The organism is Methylobacterium sp. Leaf112 (assembly GCF_001423295.1).
Lineage (GTDB): Bacteria > Pseudomonadota > Alphaproteobacteria > Rhizobiales > Beijerinckiaceae > Methylobacterium.
Window position 1 is genome coordinate 195,207 of sequence record NZ_LMNG01000034.1, and the last position, 14,912, is coordinate 210,118.

10 protein-coding genes are annotated in these 14,912 nt (G+C 70.4%); 7 read left to right on the forward strand and 3 right to left on the reverse strand.

Annotation, left to right across the window (positions count from 1 at the left end; all coding sequences use genetic code 11):
- The first annotated feature begins 71 nt into the window (after nucleotides 1-71).
- The 3 genes from ASF52_RS21280 to ASF52_RS21290 all read left to right on the forward strand — a co-directional run bounded on the left by ASF52_RS21280 (nucleotide 72) and on the right by ASF52_RS21290 (nucleotide 1,944).
- Entirely contained in the window at nucleotides 72-257 is a 186-nt protein-coding gene (locus tag ASF52_RS21280) for a hypothetical protein (RefSeq protein WP_056176674.1), read from the forward strand.
- Nucleotides 258-662: 405 nt separating this feature from the next.
- Complete coding sequence (panB, locus tag ASF52_RS21285) at nucleotides 663-1,487, forward strand: 3-methyl-2-oxobutanoate hydroxymethyltransferase (protein WP_056176678.1); 825 nt, start codon at nucleotides 663-665, stop codon at nucleotides 1,485-1,487.
- Nucleotides 1,488-1,644: 157 nt separating this feature from the next.
- The gene (locus ASF52_RS21290) at nucleotides 1,645-1,944 is read left to right on the forward strand and encodes a hypothetical protein (RefSeq protein ID WP_056176681.1); all 300 of its coding nucleotides are present in this window, start codon (nucleotides 1,645-1,647) and stop codon (nucleotides 1,942-1,944) included.
- Between the two features lie 195 nt (nucleotides 1,945-2,139).
- Here the strand turns inward: ASF52_RS21290 and ASF52_RS21295 are convergent, their stop codons facing one another.
- Together ASF52_RS21295 and ASF52_RS21300 are read right to left on the reverse strand one after the other, a co-directional pair.
- Nucleotides 2,140-4,356 carry a TonB-dependent siderophore receptor gene (locus ASF52_RS21295; protein WP_056176684.1) on the reverse strand — a complete coding sequence of 739 codons (2,217 nt, stop codon included), beginning with the start codon at nucleotides 4,354-4,356 and terminating at the stop codon, nucleotides 2,140-2,142.
- Nucleotides 4,357-4,579: 223 nt separating this feature from the next.
- The gene (locus ASF52_RS21300; protein WP_056176687.1) at nucleotides 4,580-7,864 is read right to left on the reverse strand and encodes a DEAD/DEAH box helicase; all 3,285 of its coding nucleotides are present in this window, start codon (nucleotides 7,862-7,864) and stop codon (nucleotides 4,580-4,582) included.
- A 211-nt stretch (nucleotides 7,865-8,075) separates the two neighbouring features.
- On the opposite strand from ASF52_RS21300, the gene ASF52_RS21305 reads away from it, so the two are divergent.
- Both ASF52_RS21305 and ASF52_RS21310 read left to right on the forward strand, forming a co-directional pair.
- A complete protein-coding gene (locus ASF52_RS21305; protein ID WP_056176988.1) occupies nucleotides 8,076-9,722 on the forward strand; it encodes an alpha-D-glucose phosphate-specific phosphoglucomutase in 1,647 nt (548 codons plus the stop codon).
- 101 nt (nucleotides 9,723-9,823) lie between these two features.
- Nucleotides 9,824-10,711, forward strand: a complete 888-nt coding sequence (locus ASF52_RS21310) for a DMT family transporter (protein ID WP_056176690.1) — start codon at nucleotides 9,824-9,826, stop codon at nucleotides 10,709-10,711.
- On the opposite strand, the gene ASF52_RS21315 is transcribed toward ASF52_RS21310, so the two are convergent.
- Entirely contained in the window at nucleotides 10,702-10,962 is a 261-nt protein-coding gene (locus ASF52_RS21315) for a hypothetical protein (RefSeq protein WP_056176693.1), read from the reverse strand. The two genes, ASF52_RS21310 and ASF52_RS21315, sit on opposite strands and share 10 nt — an antisense overlap.
- Nucleotides 10,963-11,290: 328 nt before the next feature.
- On the opposite strand from ASF52_RS21315, the gene ileS reads away from it, so the two are divergent.
- Both ileS and lspA read left to right on the forward strand, forming a co-directional pair.
- A complete protein-coding gene (ileS, locus tag ASF52_RS21320; RefSeq protein WP_056176695.1) occupies nucleotides 11,291-14,266 on the forward strand; it encodes an isoleucine--tRNA ligase in 2,976 nt (991 codons plus the stop codon).
- Nucleotides 14,267-14,330: 64 nt separating this feature from the next.
- Complete coding sequence (gene lspA, locus ASF52_RS21325) at nucleotides 14,331-14,891, forward strand: signal peptidase II (protein WP_082515438.1); 561 nt, start codon at nucleotides 14,331-14,333, stop codon at nucleotides 14,889-14,891.
- Nucleotides 14,892-14,912: the final 21 nt, after the last annotated feature.

Sequence of the window (14,912 nt, forward strand, 5' to 3'; positions counted from 1 at the left end):
GATCGTTCACGCCGCTCGTGCGATGCCGCCGGCTGGCGTATGCTGCGCGCCAGGCACACGGGAGACCGGATTTGTACAAGGTAAAGGCGAACGATCACCTCGGACGGAGCGCGACCTTCGCGTGCGGCACCGCCGATCAGGCCCTCGAGAAGACCTGGGAACTGGCCCGGCGCGGCTTCAAGGACATCCTCGTCATCGATCCCAAGGGACAGGAATCGAGCGCCAGCGCCTTCGAGCGGACCATGGACCTCGATTGAGGGCCCACCGTCTCGAAGCGGTCCAGGGCTTCCGGACGTGGGTCATGGCTTCGAACGGACGGATTTCAAGCCGGGACCCTGTTCGCAGTTGACACCGGCCGGGTTGTGGCGGAAGAAAGGCGCGCACACGGCGCCCCAAGTCTAGGGAGGGAACGCCCACCGAAGAGTGCGGGACGGCGACGCCATCGCCCGTCACCGCAGCGGGTGAGGCTCAGTGTTGTCCAAGTAATTTACATCACAAAAACCTTTCAAACTCTGCGCTTCGTTCGCGCGGGAGCGCGCGTTTCGTGCCGTGCGGGTGTATGACTCGTTCCGCCTGTGCCCGCTTCCTTCTGGCGGGTGCCCTGCACCCGCGAGGGGTGCCCTGCGCCCGCCCTGCGGGGGCCGTGAGCCCGGTGGAGTCCGATGTCCCAAGTTGTCCAGTCGCGCCGCATCCGTGCCGTCGATCTCGCCAAGCGCAAGGCGGCGGGCGTCAAGATCATCGCGCTCACGGCCTATCACGCCCACACCGCCGGCATCCTTGATCCGCATTGCGACTTCATCCTGGTCGGCGATTCCCTCGGCATGGTGATGCACGGCATGGAATCGACCCTGCCGGTGACCCTGGAGATGATGATCGTCCAGGCCCAGGCCGTGATCCGGGGGACGTCGCGCGCCCTCGTGGTGGTGGACATGCCGTTCGGCTCCTACGAGGCGAGCCGCGAGCAGGCCTTCCTCAACGCCGCCCGCGTGCTGAAGGAGACGGGCGCCGGCGCCATCAAGATGGAAGGCGGCGCCAAGTTCGCCGACACGGTGGCCTTCCTGGTCGAGCGCGGCATTCCGGTCATGGGCCATATCGGCCTCACCCCCCAATCGGTGAACACCATGGGGGGCTTCCGGGTGCAGGGTCGCGAGGCCGACGGCGAGCAGCGCCTCCTGGCGGATGCCCGGGCCATCAGCGAGGCCGGCGCCTTCGCCATCGTTCTCGAAGGCATCGTCGAGCCCGTGGCCCGCGCCATCGCCACGGCGCCCGGCATCACGGCGGCCACCATCGGCATCGGCGCCAGCACGGCCTGCGACGGTCAGATACTGGTGCTGGAGGACATGCTGGGCCTGAGCGACCGCGTCCCGAAATTCGTCAAGCAGTTCGGCTCCCTGCGCGCCCAGATCGAGGGCGCCGTGGCGGCCTATGCCGAGGAGGTCCGCGCCGGGCGCTTCCCCGCCGACGAGCACACCTACCCGCCAGCGTGACTCTACCCGCTTGCATGCCTCCGCCCGCGTGTCCCCGGTGCGACACCGCACGGGATCACCCCCGGGCGGACGCCGCGCGCTTACCATTCATCAACCGTTCGGTGTCCAGATTTCACCCTAACGCCCGATGCTTGAGAATCACGAAGGACACGACGTCATGAAGCGGACCCTCCTCGGCGTGGCCATGGCCGGCACGCTCCTCGTCACGATGACGCCCGGGGCGCAGGCCCGCGACGGCATCGGCCCCGGCGGCGCCGCGGCCCTCGGCGTGCTCGGCGGTCTCGCCATCGGGGGCGCCATCGCCTCCTCGCAGAACAACGGCTACTACCCCGGCCGCCCGGTCTACCGCGAGCCGCGCCCGGTCTATGTCGAGGAAGAGGTCTGCCACACGGAACGCCGTGGCTACATCGACGCCTACGGCGACGAGCACATCCGCCGCGTCCGCGTCTGCGAATAGTTTTTGCGGGGCGGCGGGACCGGGGGTGAGCCCGGTCCACGCCCCGAACGGCTCATGCGACAGCCGCGAAAGCGGCCTCCGGCGTCCCCATTGGGGGAAATCCGGCGCCCGCCTTCGCGGCTGTCGTCGTTTGGCGCCCTGTCTCAGGAAGACTGCGGAAGGGGCGAAGGCCCGTGCCTTCGCCCGCGGCCCCCTCTACCAGCGGTAGCCGAGGCTGGCGACGACCCGGCGCTGGGTGCCGTAGAAGCACGAATTCGCGTTCGAGCACGAGGCGACGAAGCGTTTGTCGCCCGCGTTCTGGATGTTGACCGCCGCGCGCCAGCCGTCGCGCTCGTAATGAACGGCCGCGTCGAAGGTGACGTATTCGGGCACCGTGAGATTGTTGGCGACGTCGGCGTAGGAGCGGCCGACGTAGTTCACGCCGCCGCCGAATCCGAAGCCCTTCCAGTCGCCGACGGGGATCGTGTAGTCGGCCCAGAGCGAGGCGAAGGTCTCGGGGATGCCCACCGGCACCCGGCCGACGCCTTCGCCCGTGCCCTCGATCGTGCGCAGGCCGTAGACGGTATAGGACGCGATGAGGTTGAGGCCCTCGGCGAGGCTGGTTGTGGCCGAGGCCTCGAAGCCCTGTGAGCGGACCTTGCCGAGCTGAACGTTCTGAAAGGCGAAGTTCGGGTCGGGCGTCAGCACGTTGGCGCGCACGAGGTCGAAGGCCGCCACCGTGAAGAAGGTGTCCCAGCCCACCGGCTGCCACTTGGCGCCGACCTCGATCTGCTCGCCCCTGTCGGCCTTGAACGGCCGGTTGGCCGCATCGACGCCCGGCGTCGGGTTGAACGAGGTGCCGTAAGTGACGTAGGGCGCCAGCCCGTTGTCGAAGTTGTAGATCAGTCCCAGGCGCCCGGTGAAGGCGCTCTCGTTCTGGGTCGTGGAATTGCCCGGCACGAGCTTGTCCTGGAGATCACTGGTCACGAAGTCCTGGCGGCCGCCGATGAGGAACGTCAGCCGCTCCGTGAGCGCCACTTGATCCTGGGCGTAGAGGCCGACCTGCTGGAGTTGCTGGTCGATGACGCGGTAGGGCAGGGGCCGCGCGCTGGCCTGGAAGTAGCGCGGCGACAGGATGTTCAGGGAGGCGACCGGGAAGGTGGTCCCCTGATTGTCCGACAGGCTGTAGCGCTTGTAGTCGACGCCCATCAGCACGGTGTGGCCGAAAGTTCCATCGTTGAACCGGGCCTCGGCCTGGTTGTCGACGGTGAACAGCCCGGCGCGCGGCGTGGTGAGGAAGCCGTAGCGGGCGAGTTCGGTCTGGGCGGTGTCGGCGTAGCCGTTGCCGACGTAGCGCTGGTCGCGCACCTCCGTGAACGAGAACCGGAAGTTCTGGCGCACGGTCCACACGTCGTCGACGTGGTGCTCGAACTCGTAGCCGAGATTGGCCTGGTTGCGGGTGTATCCGTCGATCAGGGGATCGCTGGCGTTGAGCTTGCGGTCGATGCGCAGGCCCGAGGCGTTGGGGCGCACGGTGCCGAGATAGGGCAGGAACTGGCCCGCCCCCCCGGTGTCGTCGCGCTGGAAGCTCGTCAGCACCGTGAAGGTGGTGGCGCCGTCCGGCTTATAGGTGAGGCTCGGCGCGATGTAGTAGCGGTCTTCCGGTGCGAACCGGACCTGGGCGTCGCTGTTCTGCAGCTTGCCCGTCAGGCGGTAGAACCAGTGGCCGGAACTGTCGGCCGGGCCGCCGACGTCGAAGGCGGCGTAGCGCTGGTTGAACGAGCCGCCGCCGAGTTCGACGTAGCGGAACGGCTCCGTCGTGGGGCGCTTCGACACGATGTTGACGAGGCCGCCGACGGGCGAGCCGCCGAACAGGGTCGCGGCCGGTCCGCGCAGGACCTCGATGCGCTCGGCACCGAACGGATCGATGCGGTAATTCGCGAACGCGGTCTGGAACAGCTGCAACCCATCGCGGAACAGGCCGGTCTCCGTGGCCGAGAAGCCGCGAATGAGGAACCAGTCGAGGCGGGTATCGGGACCGAACTGGTTGGCGTAGATGCCCGGCGTGTAGCGCACGGCCTCCGAGATCGTCTGCGAGCGCTGCGCCTCGATCTGTTGCGCGCCGATGACGCTGATGGATTGCGGCGTGCGGATGAGGGGCGTGTCGGTTTTCGTCGCCGTGGCGCTTCGGCTGGCGACGTAGCCGGGCACGGGGCCCCGCGCGGTCTCGGGCTGGCTCCGCCCGGGCGCGCCGCCGCCACCGGGGCCGGCGCCGCTGCCCTCGACGCTCAGAGTCTCGAGGGTGACGGCGCTCTGTTGGGCCTCGGCCACGCCGGCGAGGGCGAGGAGCGAGACACCCGCGAGGGCGAGGCGGGCGATGGCGGAGGCCGCAGGGGCAAAGGCTATAGGGGCAGGTGTCACGAGGGCGGACATGGCGAACTCTCCGTCGCGCAGGCACGCGTCATCGCGTGCGCCTAAGGGCGCGCGGGAGGGCACAGCGTGTTGTTTAGAATTATGATAAACTGTTGTTTTTCAACGGCTTATCGAGCACCGCTAAGCCCCGGCCCGCCGCCATGCAAGACCTCCCCGATCGTCTTTCGACAACCGTGGCGGTGGGATCACAGGCAATCGCCCGGCTGACGCAACCGTTGGGTATTCAACCGCGCTGACGCGTCTCTCCAAGGCGTTCGAGGAAGCCGATGGCGAGGCGACCGCGCTCGGCCGCGCATTCGCTCCCGCGACGCAGCAGAACCCGGCGATCCTTGCGCATCAAGTCATCGGCCACGGGCACGAGCAGGGCTGGGGCATCCGCATGGAGGTCGGCCGCCAGTCCCTGGGGACCGCCGCTGAGCCGCGCGATCCCGAGGGCGCAGCAGCCGACCCGCAGCCGGGCGAGGGTGAAGAGGTCGTCCACCGCCGCGGGCAGGGGGCCGAACCGGTCCTCGACCTCGCCGCGCAGGGCCTCCACCTCTTCGAGGGACCGCAGGCGCAGGAGCCGAGTGTAGAGGCTTAGGCGCAGCTCGGGTTCCGGCACGTAGTCGGCCGGCACGCTGCCGGTGAGTCCGAGGCGGATCTCGGGCGTCCAATCCTCGGCGGTTTCGCCCTTGGCGGCCCGCAGGGCGAGCTGGAGCAGATGCTGGTAGAGGCCGAGTCCGATGAGCTTCACGTGCCCGGCCTGGTTCTCGCCGACGAGGTCGCCAGCCCCGCGCAGATCGAGGTCGCGGGCGCTGATGGCGAAGCCCGCTCCCAGGCGGTCGAGGGCCTCCAGGGTGCGCAGGCGCTTCTCCGTCGCCGGGGTCAGGGGCTTCTCGGGCCGGCTCAGAAGGTAGGCCACCCCGCGCCGCTGCCCGCGCCCGACCCGGCCGCGGAGCTGATGGAGCTGGGCCAGCCCGAAGCGTTCGGCCTCCCACACCAGCATCGTGTTGGCGCGCGGAACGTCGAGGCCGCTCTCGATGATGCTGGTGGCGAGCAGCACGTCGCCTTCGCCGTCGGCGAAACGGACCATGACGTCGTCCATCTCGGCGGCCTTGAGGTCGCCGTGGGCGACCAGGGTCTCGAGTTCGGGCACCAGGGCGGCGAGACGCCTGGCCATGGGGGCGATGTCCTCGACGCGCGGGCACACGACGAAGCTCTGGCCGCCGCGCCGATGCTCGCGCATCAGCGCGGCCCGCACGGCGCCGTCGTCGAACGGCATGAGCACAGTGCGGATGGGCTGGCGCACGCTCGGCGGGGTCGCGATGACGCTCAGCGATTGCAGGCCGACGAGGGCCGATTGCAGGGTGCGGGGGATCGGGGTCGCCGTGAGGGTCATCACGTGGCCGTCGCCGGCCGCCTGGCGCAGGCTCTGCTTGAGCTTGGCCCCGAAGCGCTGCTCCTCGTCGATGACCATGAGGCCGAGATCAGCGAAGGCGACGCCCTTGGCGGCCAGACCCTGCGTGCCGACGACGAGGCGGATGGCGCCGGAGGCGAGCCCCGCCTTCACCCGCTTGGCCTCCGCCGGGGAGACGAGCCGCGACAGATGGGCGACCTCGATGCCGAACCGACTGAAGCGGCGCTGGAAGGTCTGGACGTGCTGGCGCACCAACACGGTGGTGGGGGCCACGACGGCGACCTGCTTGCCGGAAAACAGAGCGGCCGCAACGGCGCGCAGGGCCACCTCGGTCTTGCCGAAGCCGACATCGCCGCAAACGAGCCGGTCCATGGGGCGGCCCGAGGCGAGGTCGGCGAGCGCGCCCTCGACGGCGCTGGCCTGATCGGCCGTGAGGTTGAAGCCGAAGCCGGCGGCGAAGCGCTCCATCTCGCGCTCGGGTGGGGCCAGCACCGGAGCCGTGACGGCGCTGCGCGCCTCGGCATCCTTCAGCATCTGGCGCGCGGCCTTGGCGAGGGTCGCCTCGGTTTCGAGGCGCCGGCGCCCCCACGAGCCGCCGTCGAGGCGGTCGAGGGTCACGGCGTCGGGCTCGGAGCCGTAGCGCCAGATGCGGTCGGCCTGGCTCACCGGCACCATCAGGACGGTGTCGCCCGCGAACCGCAGGCGCAGGGCGTCCTCCGTGCCCTCGCCCGTGCCGACGGATTCCAGACCCTCGAACACGCACAGGCCATTGTCCCGGTCGACGGCGACGTCGCCCACCCGCAGATCGACCTCGCCCATGGGGAGGATCGCGGCCTGCCCGCCGCTCGCCGCGGCCGCCCGGCTGCCGAAGAGATCGGCCGCCGCGATCACCACGATGCCCTGGTCGGGTACGCGGAATCCCGCTTCGATGGGCGCGGCGAGGACGAGCAGGTCGCCGGCCGGCGCAGCGTCCACATCGGCCCAGCCCGCGACCTTGCGGGCCTTGCGGGACAGCGCCTTCTCGGCGGCGCGCACGAGGCGGGGCAGGGCCTCCGTCGGTCCCGTGAGCAGCACGCGCTCCCCCGCCGCGACGTGGCCGCGCAACGCCTCGGCGAAGGCCGGGCCGGGCCGCGCCTTCGTGACGAAGGTCGGCAGGGCGATGGACTCGGCATCCGCCGCGGAGGCGGTCGCGACGGGGCGCGCACTCCGGAGGGCGGTCCATTCGCCGGGAGTGAGATAGAGGTCGTAGGGCAGGGGGGCCGCACGGCCCGCACCCTCGCGCCCTTCCGCGATCTGCTCGAAGAACGCGGCGGCGCGGTCCTGCGCTCCGGCCTCGATCACCAGGCGGGCGCCGGGCACGTAATCGAGGGGCGTGACGAGGTGCGGGTACAGGCGGGGCAGCCCATGCTCCTGGCCGGTGAACGGGCGCAGGGCCGTGCCGGTGTCGCGGGGCAGGACGATCTCGGTGGCCGGATCGATGACCAGGACCGCCGCATCCGCGAGCGACCGTTGCGACACGGGATCGTAGGAGCGGATGGCGGTGACGCGGGCGTCGTCGTGCTCGATCCGGCACGGGCGCTCGGCGGCGGCCGGGAACACGTCGACGGTGCGTCCCCGCACGGCCACCTCGCCGGGCTCGTCGACCCGGTCGTCGAGGATGTAGCCGAGGCGCTGGAGGTCCGTCATCAAGGCTTGCGGATCGAGGCGGTCGCCGACGCGGATCTCCAGATGGGCGTCGGCCCAGGTCTCCGGCGGCGGCACCCGCTGGATCAGGGCCGGCGCGGTGGTGAGCACGATGTCGGGCAGGTTCTTCGCGTCGGTCAGCCAGCGCAGGACGCCCGTGCGGGCTCCCATGGTGCCGCGCGAGGGCGAGGCGCGGTCGAACGGCAGGCAGTCCCATTCGGGATAGATCGCGACGCTGCGCTCGGGCGCCAGCGCGCGCAGGATGTCGGCCAGAGCGCCGAGGCGATGGCGTTCCCGGGCGATGTGGACGAGGGGACGCGCGTCGGCCTCGCGGTCGAGGAGGGAGACCGCCAGGGCGCCCGTGGGGACGAGGGGCGCGACGTCGGAATCGTGGTGGGCGGGGGCCGTCTTGGTCCTGCGCTTAGCCATCGAGGATGCGTCCGCCCTGTTCTTTTTGCCTTGGGCAGGAGGAACGCGCCGGTCCGCGCCGGGCTCCCGATCGAATCGGGTTGTCCCCTGTTTGCCGCAGGCCGGGGACGGGCCCGCGCGATGGTGCCGCAGGCCCTTTGAACTCGGGAACGGTTGGGCTCTAAGCTTCTGTCCGATCCGGCCCCGCGGCCGGCGCGGAGAGATGAGCACGATGACGGCTAAGAGCGTGGCGACCCAGACCGTGGCGACGACCCCGTTCCCCGACCAGAAGCCGGGCACCTCCGGCCTGCGCAAGAAGGTCGTGGTGTTCCGTCAGCCGCGCTACGTCGAGAACTTCGTCCAGGCGATCTTCGACGCCATCCCCGAGCGCGCCGGTGCCACCCTGGTGATCGGTGGCGACGGCCGCTTCTTCAATCGCGAGGTGGTGCAGACCGCCCTGAAGATGGCGGCGGCCAACGGCTTTAGCTGGGTGCTCGTGGGGCGGGGCGGCCTGCTCTCGACGCCCGCCGCCTCCTGTGTCATCCGGAAATACGGCGCCATCGGCGGCCTCGTCCTGTCGGCGAGCCACAATCCCGGCGGGCCGGACGGCGATTTCGGCATCAAGTTCAATACCACCAACGGCGGGCCGGCGCCGGAGGACGTCACGGCGGCGATCTTCGCCCGGACCCTCACGATCGACACGTACCGCATCGTCGAGGTGCCGGACCTCGACCTCGACGCCGTCGGCGAGGCCCGCATCGGCGACATGGTCGTGTCCATCCTCGATCCCGTGGCCGACTACGCCGAGCTCATGCGGACGCTGGTTGATTTCGATGCAATCCGCGCCCTGTTCGCCGGCGGCTTCCGCATGCGCTTCGACGCCATGAGCGCTGTGACGGGCCCCTACGCCCACGCCATCCTCGAAGGCGAACTCGGCGCGGCGCCCGGCACCGTGGTCAACGGCACGCCGCAGCCGGATTTCGGCGGGCATCATCCCGATCCGAACCCGGTGCATTGCCACGACCTCTACGACCTCATGCTCGGCCCCGATGCGCCGGATTTCGGCGCGGCCTCGGACGGCGACGGCGACCGCAACATGATCGTGGCGCAGGGCCTGTTCGTGACCCCGAGCGACAGCCTCGCGATCCTGGCCGCCTACGCCCACCGGGCGCCGGGCTACGCGTCGGGCCTCGCCGGCGTCGCCCGCTCCATGCCGACGAGCCGGGCCGTGGACCGGGTGGCAGCGTCGCTCGGCATCCCCGCCTACGAGACGCCGACCGGCTGGAAGTTCTTCGGCACCCTGCTGGATGCCGGCCGCATCACCCTGTGCGGCGAGGAAAGCGCCGGCACCGGCTCCGACCACGTGCGGGAGAAGGACGGGCTCTGGGCGGTGCTCCTGTGGCTCAACGTACTCGCCGCCACGGGCCGGCCGGCCCACGAACTCGTGCACGCGCACTGGGCCCGCTTCGGGCGGGACTACTACACCCGACACGATTATGAGGAGATCGACGCAGAGGCCGCCAAGACCCTGATGGAGGGTTTGCGGGGCAAGCTCAGTACCCTGCCGGGGCAAACGTTCGGTGACCTGACCGTCGCGACGGCGGACGACTTCCGCTACGTCGATCCCGTCGACGGCTCGGTAACGGCCCAGCAGGGCGTGCGCATCGGTTTCGCCGAGGACGCGCGCGTGGTCTACCGCCTGTCGGGCACCGGCACGGCGGGGGCGACCCTTCGGGTCTATGTCGAGCGATTCGAGGCCGCCCCCGACCGTCTCGACCGCCCCGTTGCCGAGGTGCTGGCCTCGGCGGTGGCCGCCGCCGAGGCCATCGCGGACATCGCCCGGCTCACCGGCCGGGACGCCCCCAGCGTCGTGACCTGATCGTGTCCTCGGGCATGGCATGCCAGCCGTGCCCGAAGGCCCCTATCCCGAGCCGATGGGTGGCGTACGGGAGGGCGCAGGCAGGGACGGGGCAGACGCGGGTGACGGATCAGGAAGCGGCGCGCCGGCGCGTCGGCATCGCGCTGATGTGCGGGACCCTGGCGTTCTTCGCCTGCCTCGACGCATCGGCGAAAAGCCTCGCCCGCCTCGGCGTCGATCCCCTGCTCACCACCTTCATGCGCTACGCCGTCAGCGTCGTGGCGATCTCCCTCGTCATCAACCCCGTGACCTCGCCGGGGGTGATGCGCACCAGCCGGCTCCGGCTGCAGATCCTGCGCTCGCTGCTGTTGTTCGGCTCCACCGCCCTGAATTTCCTGGCCCTGCGCCATCTGCAACTCGCCGAGACCCTGTCGATCCAGTTCGCCGCGCCCCTGGCGGTGGCCCTGCTCGCCGGGCCGGTGCTGGGGGAATGGACCTCGCCCCGGCGCCTCGTCGCCATCGGCATCGGCTTTCTCGGCGTGCTCGTCATCGTTCGGCCGGGTGTCGGGCCGGTGCAGCCGGCGGTGCTGCTGAGCCTCGGCAACATGCTGTGCTACGCCCTCTACATCCTCACCACCCGCAAGCTCGCGGCCCACGATTCGACGGCGACCACCATGGTGTATTCGGGGCTCGCCGGCCTCGCCCTGATGACGCCCCTGCTGCCGTGGATCTGGACCGCACCGGCGACGTGGCTCGCCTGGGCGCTCCTCGTCGGGGTCGGCCTGTTCGGCACCCTCGGGCACTGGCTCCTCGTGCTGGCCCATGCGCGGGCACCGGCCAACGTGCTGGCGCCCTTCATCTACACCCAGCTCCTGTGGTCGGTGATCCTCGGCTACCTCGTCTTCGGCGACGTGCCGAACCGATGGACGCTCGTTGGTGCGTCCATCGTCGTGGGCTCCGGGCTCTATCTGCTCATGCAGGACCGCCGCAGGACGCAGCCTCAGCGGTGATGGCGGTGGTGCCGGCGCGACTTCAGCCGCGTGCGGTAGGCGCGCCGGCCAGGATCGATGCCGAGTGCCCCGTTCACGGTGCCGACGGCGCCGCCGACCGCACCGCCGACGATGCCGCCCACGGGTCCGGCGACCCGGTCGCCCTCGGCCGCACCGCGGCGGACGCCGCCCGGAAGTCCCTGGGCCTCGGCGGCGCCGGAGACGGCAAAGGCGGACAGGACGAGGGTGGCGGCGAGCAGGGCTTGTCTCATGGCGGGTCTCTCCGTTGATGCGATCGCCTTTCGGCGGGTGTTGTCAACGGCCGAGCTTGGAAAAGGTCCCCGGCACGATCCCCCGCGAAAGCTCGCTGGTCTCGCGCACCCGGCGCTGCTAGAAGCCGGCGCATGTGCGCTGAGGCCGATCCGCGCGGCCCGGACTCCGTGCGAGTCCCCGGCCGCCTGCGAATTACAGGCCCGGCCTCCGTCTGAGGGCCGCCGCGGCGCGCGCCTCGGCGGAGGCCGGGAGGGCTATCGATCGCCCCTTCCGCCACCGGTCCCCACGGACCGCCCCCGCTTGAAGCGCCCAGACCGACAGAGACCCATGAGCGATCCCACAGAGTCCGCCGGCGCCCCCGTCCGCGACTATTCCAAGACCCTGTTCCTGCCGCAGACCGACTTTCCCATGCGGGCCGGCCTGCCCGTGCGCGAGCCCGTATTGCTGGAGCGCTGGGCGGCGACGGACCTCTACGGGCAGATCCGGGCCCAGGCCGCCGGCCGGCCGAAATTCGTGCTGCACGACGGCCCCCCCTACGCCAACGGCAACATCCACATCGGCACGGCCCTCAACAAGATCCTCAAGGATTGCATCGTCCGGGCGCAGGGCGCGCTCGGCTTCGACGCCAACTATGTGCCGGGCTGGGACTGCCACGGCCTGCCCATCGAGTGGAAGATCGAGGAAGCCTACCGCGCCAAGGGCCGGAACAAGGACGACGTGCCCGTCCTCGAGTTCCGCCAGGAATGCCGGGCGTTTGCCGGCCAGTGGCTCGACACCCAGCGCGCCGAGTTCAAGCGCCTGGGCGTCACCGGCGACTGGGACCATCCCTACGCCACCATGACGTTCCCGGCCGAAGCCACCATCGCCCGCGAACTGATGACCTTCGCCACCACCGGCCAGCTCTATCGCGGCTCGAAGCCGGTGATGTGGTCCGTGGTCGAGAAGACGGCTTTGGCCGAGGCCGAGGTCGAGTACGAGGATGTGGTCAGCGACACCATTTTCGCGGCGTTCCGGCCCATTGCCGGGGCGGCGGAGGATCTCGCCTCGGCCCGCGTGGTGATCTGGACCACCACGCCCTGGACCATGCCGGGCAACCGCGCCGTGGCCTACTCGAAGCGCGTCGCCTACGGCCTCTACCGCGTCACCGCGGCGGCGGTCGAGAACTGGGCCAAGGTCGGCGATACCTATCTCTTGGCCGACACCCTCGCGGGTTCGGTGTTCGCCGCCGCGCGCGTCGAGAGCTTCGAGCGCCTCCGCGACGTGACGCCGGCGGAGCTTGCCGGCCTCACCCTGGCGCATCCCCTCGCCGGCCATATCCCCGGCTACGAGTTCGCCGTCCCGCTCCTCGACGGCGATCATGTCACCGACGAGGCCGGCACCGGCTTCGTCCACACGGCGCCGGGCCATGGCCGCGAGGACTTCGAGGTCTGGATGGCCAATGGCCGGGCGCTCGCCGAGCGCGGCATCGACACCCGCATCCCCTACACCGTGGATGCCGACGGGTCCCTCACTGGGGACGCGCCCGGTTTCACGGGAAAACTCGCTCTTAACCACAAGGGCGAGAAGGGCGACGCCAACAAGGCGGTCATCGCGGCCCTGACGGAGGCCGGCACCCTGGTGGCGCGCGGCACCCTCAAGCACAGCTATCCGCATTCCTGGCGCTCGAAGAAGCCGGTCATCTTCCGCAACACGCCGCAATGGTTCATCGCCATGGACCGGCCGGTGGAGTCGCTGGGCAACCGCACCCTGCGCGAGACGGCCCTCCAGGCCATCGACGACACCCAGTGGGTGCCGCCACAAGGAAAGAACCGCATCAACGGCATGGTCGGCAACCGCCCCGATTGGGTGGTGTCGCGCCAGCGCGCCTGGGGCGTGCCCATCACGGTGTTCGTGAAGAAGGGCACCCATGAGGTCCTGCGCGACGAGCGCGTGAACGCCCGCATCGTCGCGGCCTTCGAGGCGGAAGGCGCGGATGCTTGGTTCACCGATGCGGACGGCGCCCGCTTCCTCGCGCCCGACCACGATCCGGCGAACTACGAAAAAGTCACGGACGTTCTCGACGTGTGGTTCGATTCCGGCTCGACCCACGCCTTCGTGCTCGACGATCCCGAGCAGTTTCCGGGCTTGGCCGGCGTGGTGCGCAAGCGCGACGGCGGCGCCGACACGGTGATGTATCTCGAAGGCTCCGACCAGCATCGCGGCTGGTTCCAGTCCTCCCTGCTCGAATCCTCGGGCACGCGCGGCCGTGCGCCCTACGACATCGTTCTCACCCACGGGTTCGTCCTCGACCCCAAGGGGTTGAAGATGTCGAAGTCGAAGGGCAACGTCGTCGCGCCCCAGAACATCATCAAGGATTCCGGCGCCGACATCCTGCGTCTGTGGGTGGCGGCGTCCGACTATACGGACGATCTCCGCATCGGCCCCGAGATCATCAAGACCTTCGCCGAGACCTACCGCAAGCTGCGCAACTCGCTTCGCTGGATGCTCGGCTCCCTCGCGCATTTTGAGCCCGGCCCCGAGATCCCGCACGCCGAGCTGCCCGAACTCGAGCGTCTGATCCGGCACCGCCTGTCGGAACTCGATGGCGAGATCCGCGAGGCCTACGCGAGCTTCGACCTCAAGCGCGTCGTGGCCCTGCTCAACGGCTTCATGACCGGCGACCTCTCGGCGTTCTACTTCGACGTGCGCAAGGACGCGCTCTACTGCGACCCGATCTCGTCGCCCGTCCGGCGCGCCGCCCTGCAGGTCATCGACGAGACGCTCCGGCGCTGCACCATCTGGCTCAGCCCCGTCCTCGCCTTCACGGCGGAGGAGGCGTGGCTCGACCGGTATCCCTCGGAGGCCGGCTCCGTGCATCTTCAGACCCTGCCGGAAACACCGTCCGCGTGGCGCGACGAGGCCCTGGCTGCGCGCTGGCACAAGGTGCGCCGCGTGCGCCGGGTCGTCACCGGCGCCCTGGAGATCGAGCGCGCCGCCAAGCGCATCGGGGCGAGCCTGGAAGCCGCGCCGACGGTGTACGTGGCCGACGCGGACCTGCTGGCCGCCCTCGACGGGGTCGATTTTGCGCAGGTGTGCATCACCTCCGACATCCGCATCGCGTCGGGCGAGGGCCCGTCCGACGCCTTCCGCCTCGACGACGTGCGCGGCGTCGCGGTGGTCCCGGCCCCGGCGGAGGGACGCAAATGCGCCCGCTCCTGGCGGGTCGCCCCGGATGTCGGCACCGATGCGGCCTATCCCGACGTGACGCCCCGCGACGCCCAGGCCCTGCGCGAATGGGATGCCGCCCACGGCACCGCCGCGTGAGGCCACGACGATCATCGACCCTCACGTCCCCACAACGGGGGCGAACGCCGCGGCGGAGCCGACCATGACCCCGTTCCGCCTCGGCCTCCTCGGGCTCCTCGCCACCCTGAGCCTCGATCAGGCGTCGAAGCTCTGGCTCTATCTCGGCACCGATCTGGTGCTGACGCAGCCCTGGCGGGTGGCGCCGTTCGCCGAGTTCCTCGTGGTGTGGAACCGGGGCGTGTCCTACGGGCTGTTCCAACAGGATGGCGGGATCGGCCGCTGGCTCCTCGTCGCCGTCTCGGTCGTGGCGGCTGCGGGTCTCGTGGTGTGGATGTCCCGGACCCAGACCCGGCTGCTGGCCCTGTCCCTCGGCCTCGTCGCCGGGGGCGCCATCGGCAACGCCATCGACCGTGCCATGTACGGGGCGGTGTTCGACTTCGTACACCTGCACTGGCGCACCTGGTCCTGGTACGTCTTCAACGTGGCCGACGCGGCCATCGTCGCGGGCGTCGTCGGCCTCGTCCTCGACAGCCTGCTGCCGGACCTGCGCGGCGAGGCCCCCAGCAACACCAAAGCCTCCGACAAGACCACGATCGCCAACGAGACCACGCCCCCCAACGGGACCACCACGCCGCACCCTTAAGGCCGACGTTCCACCACCCGG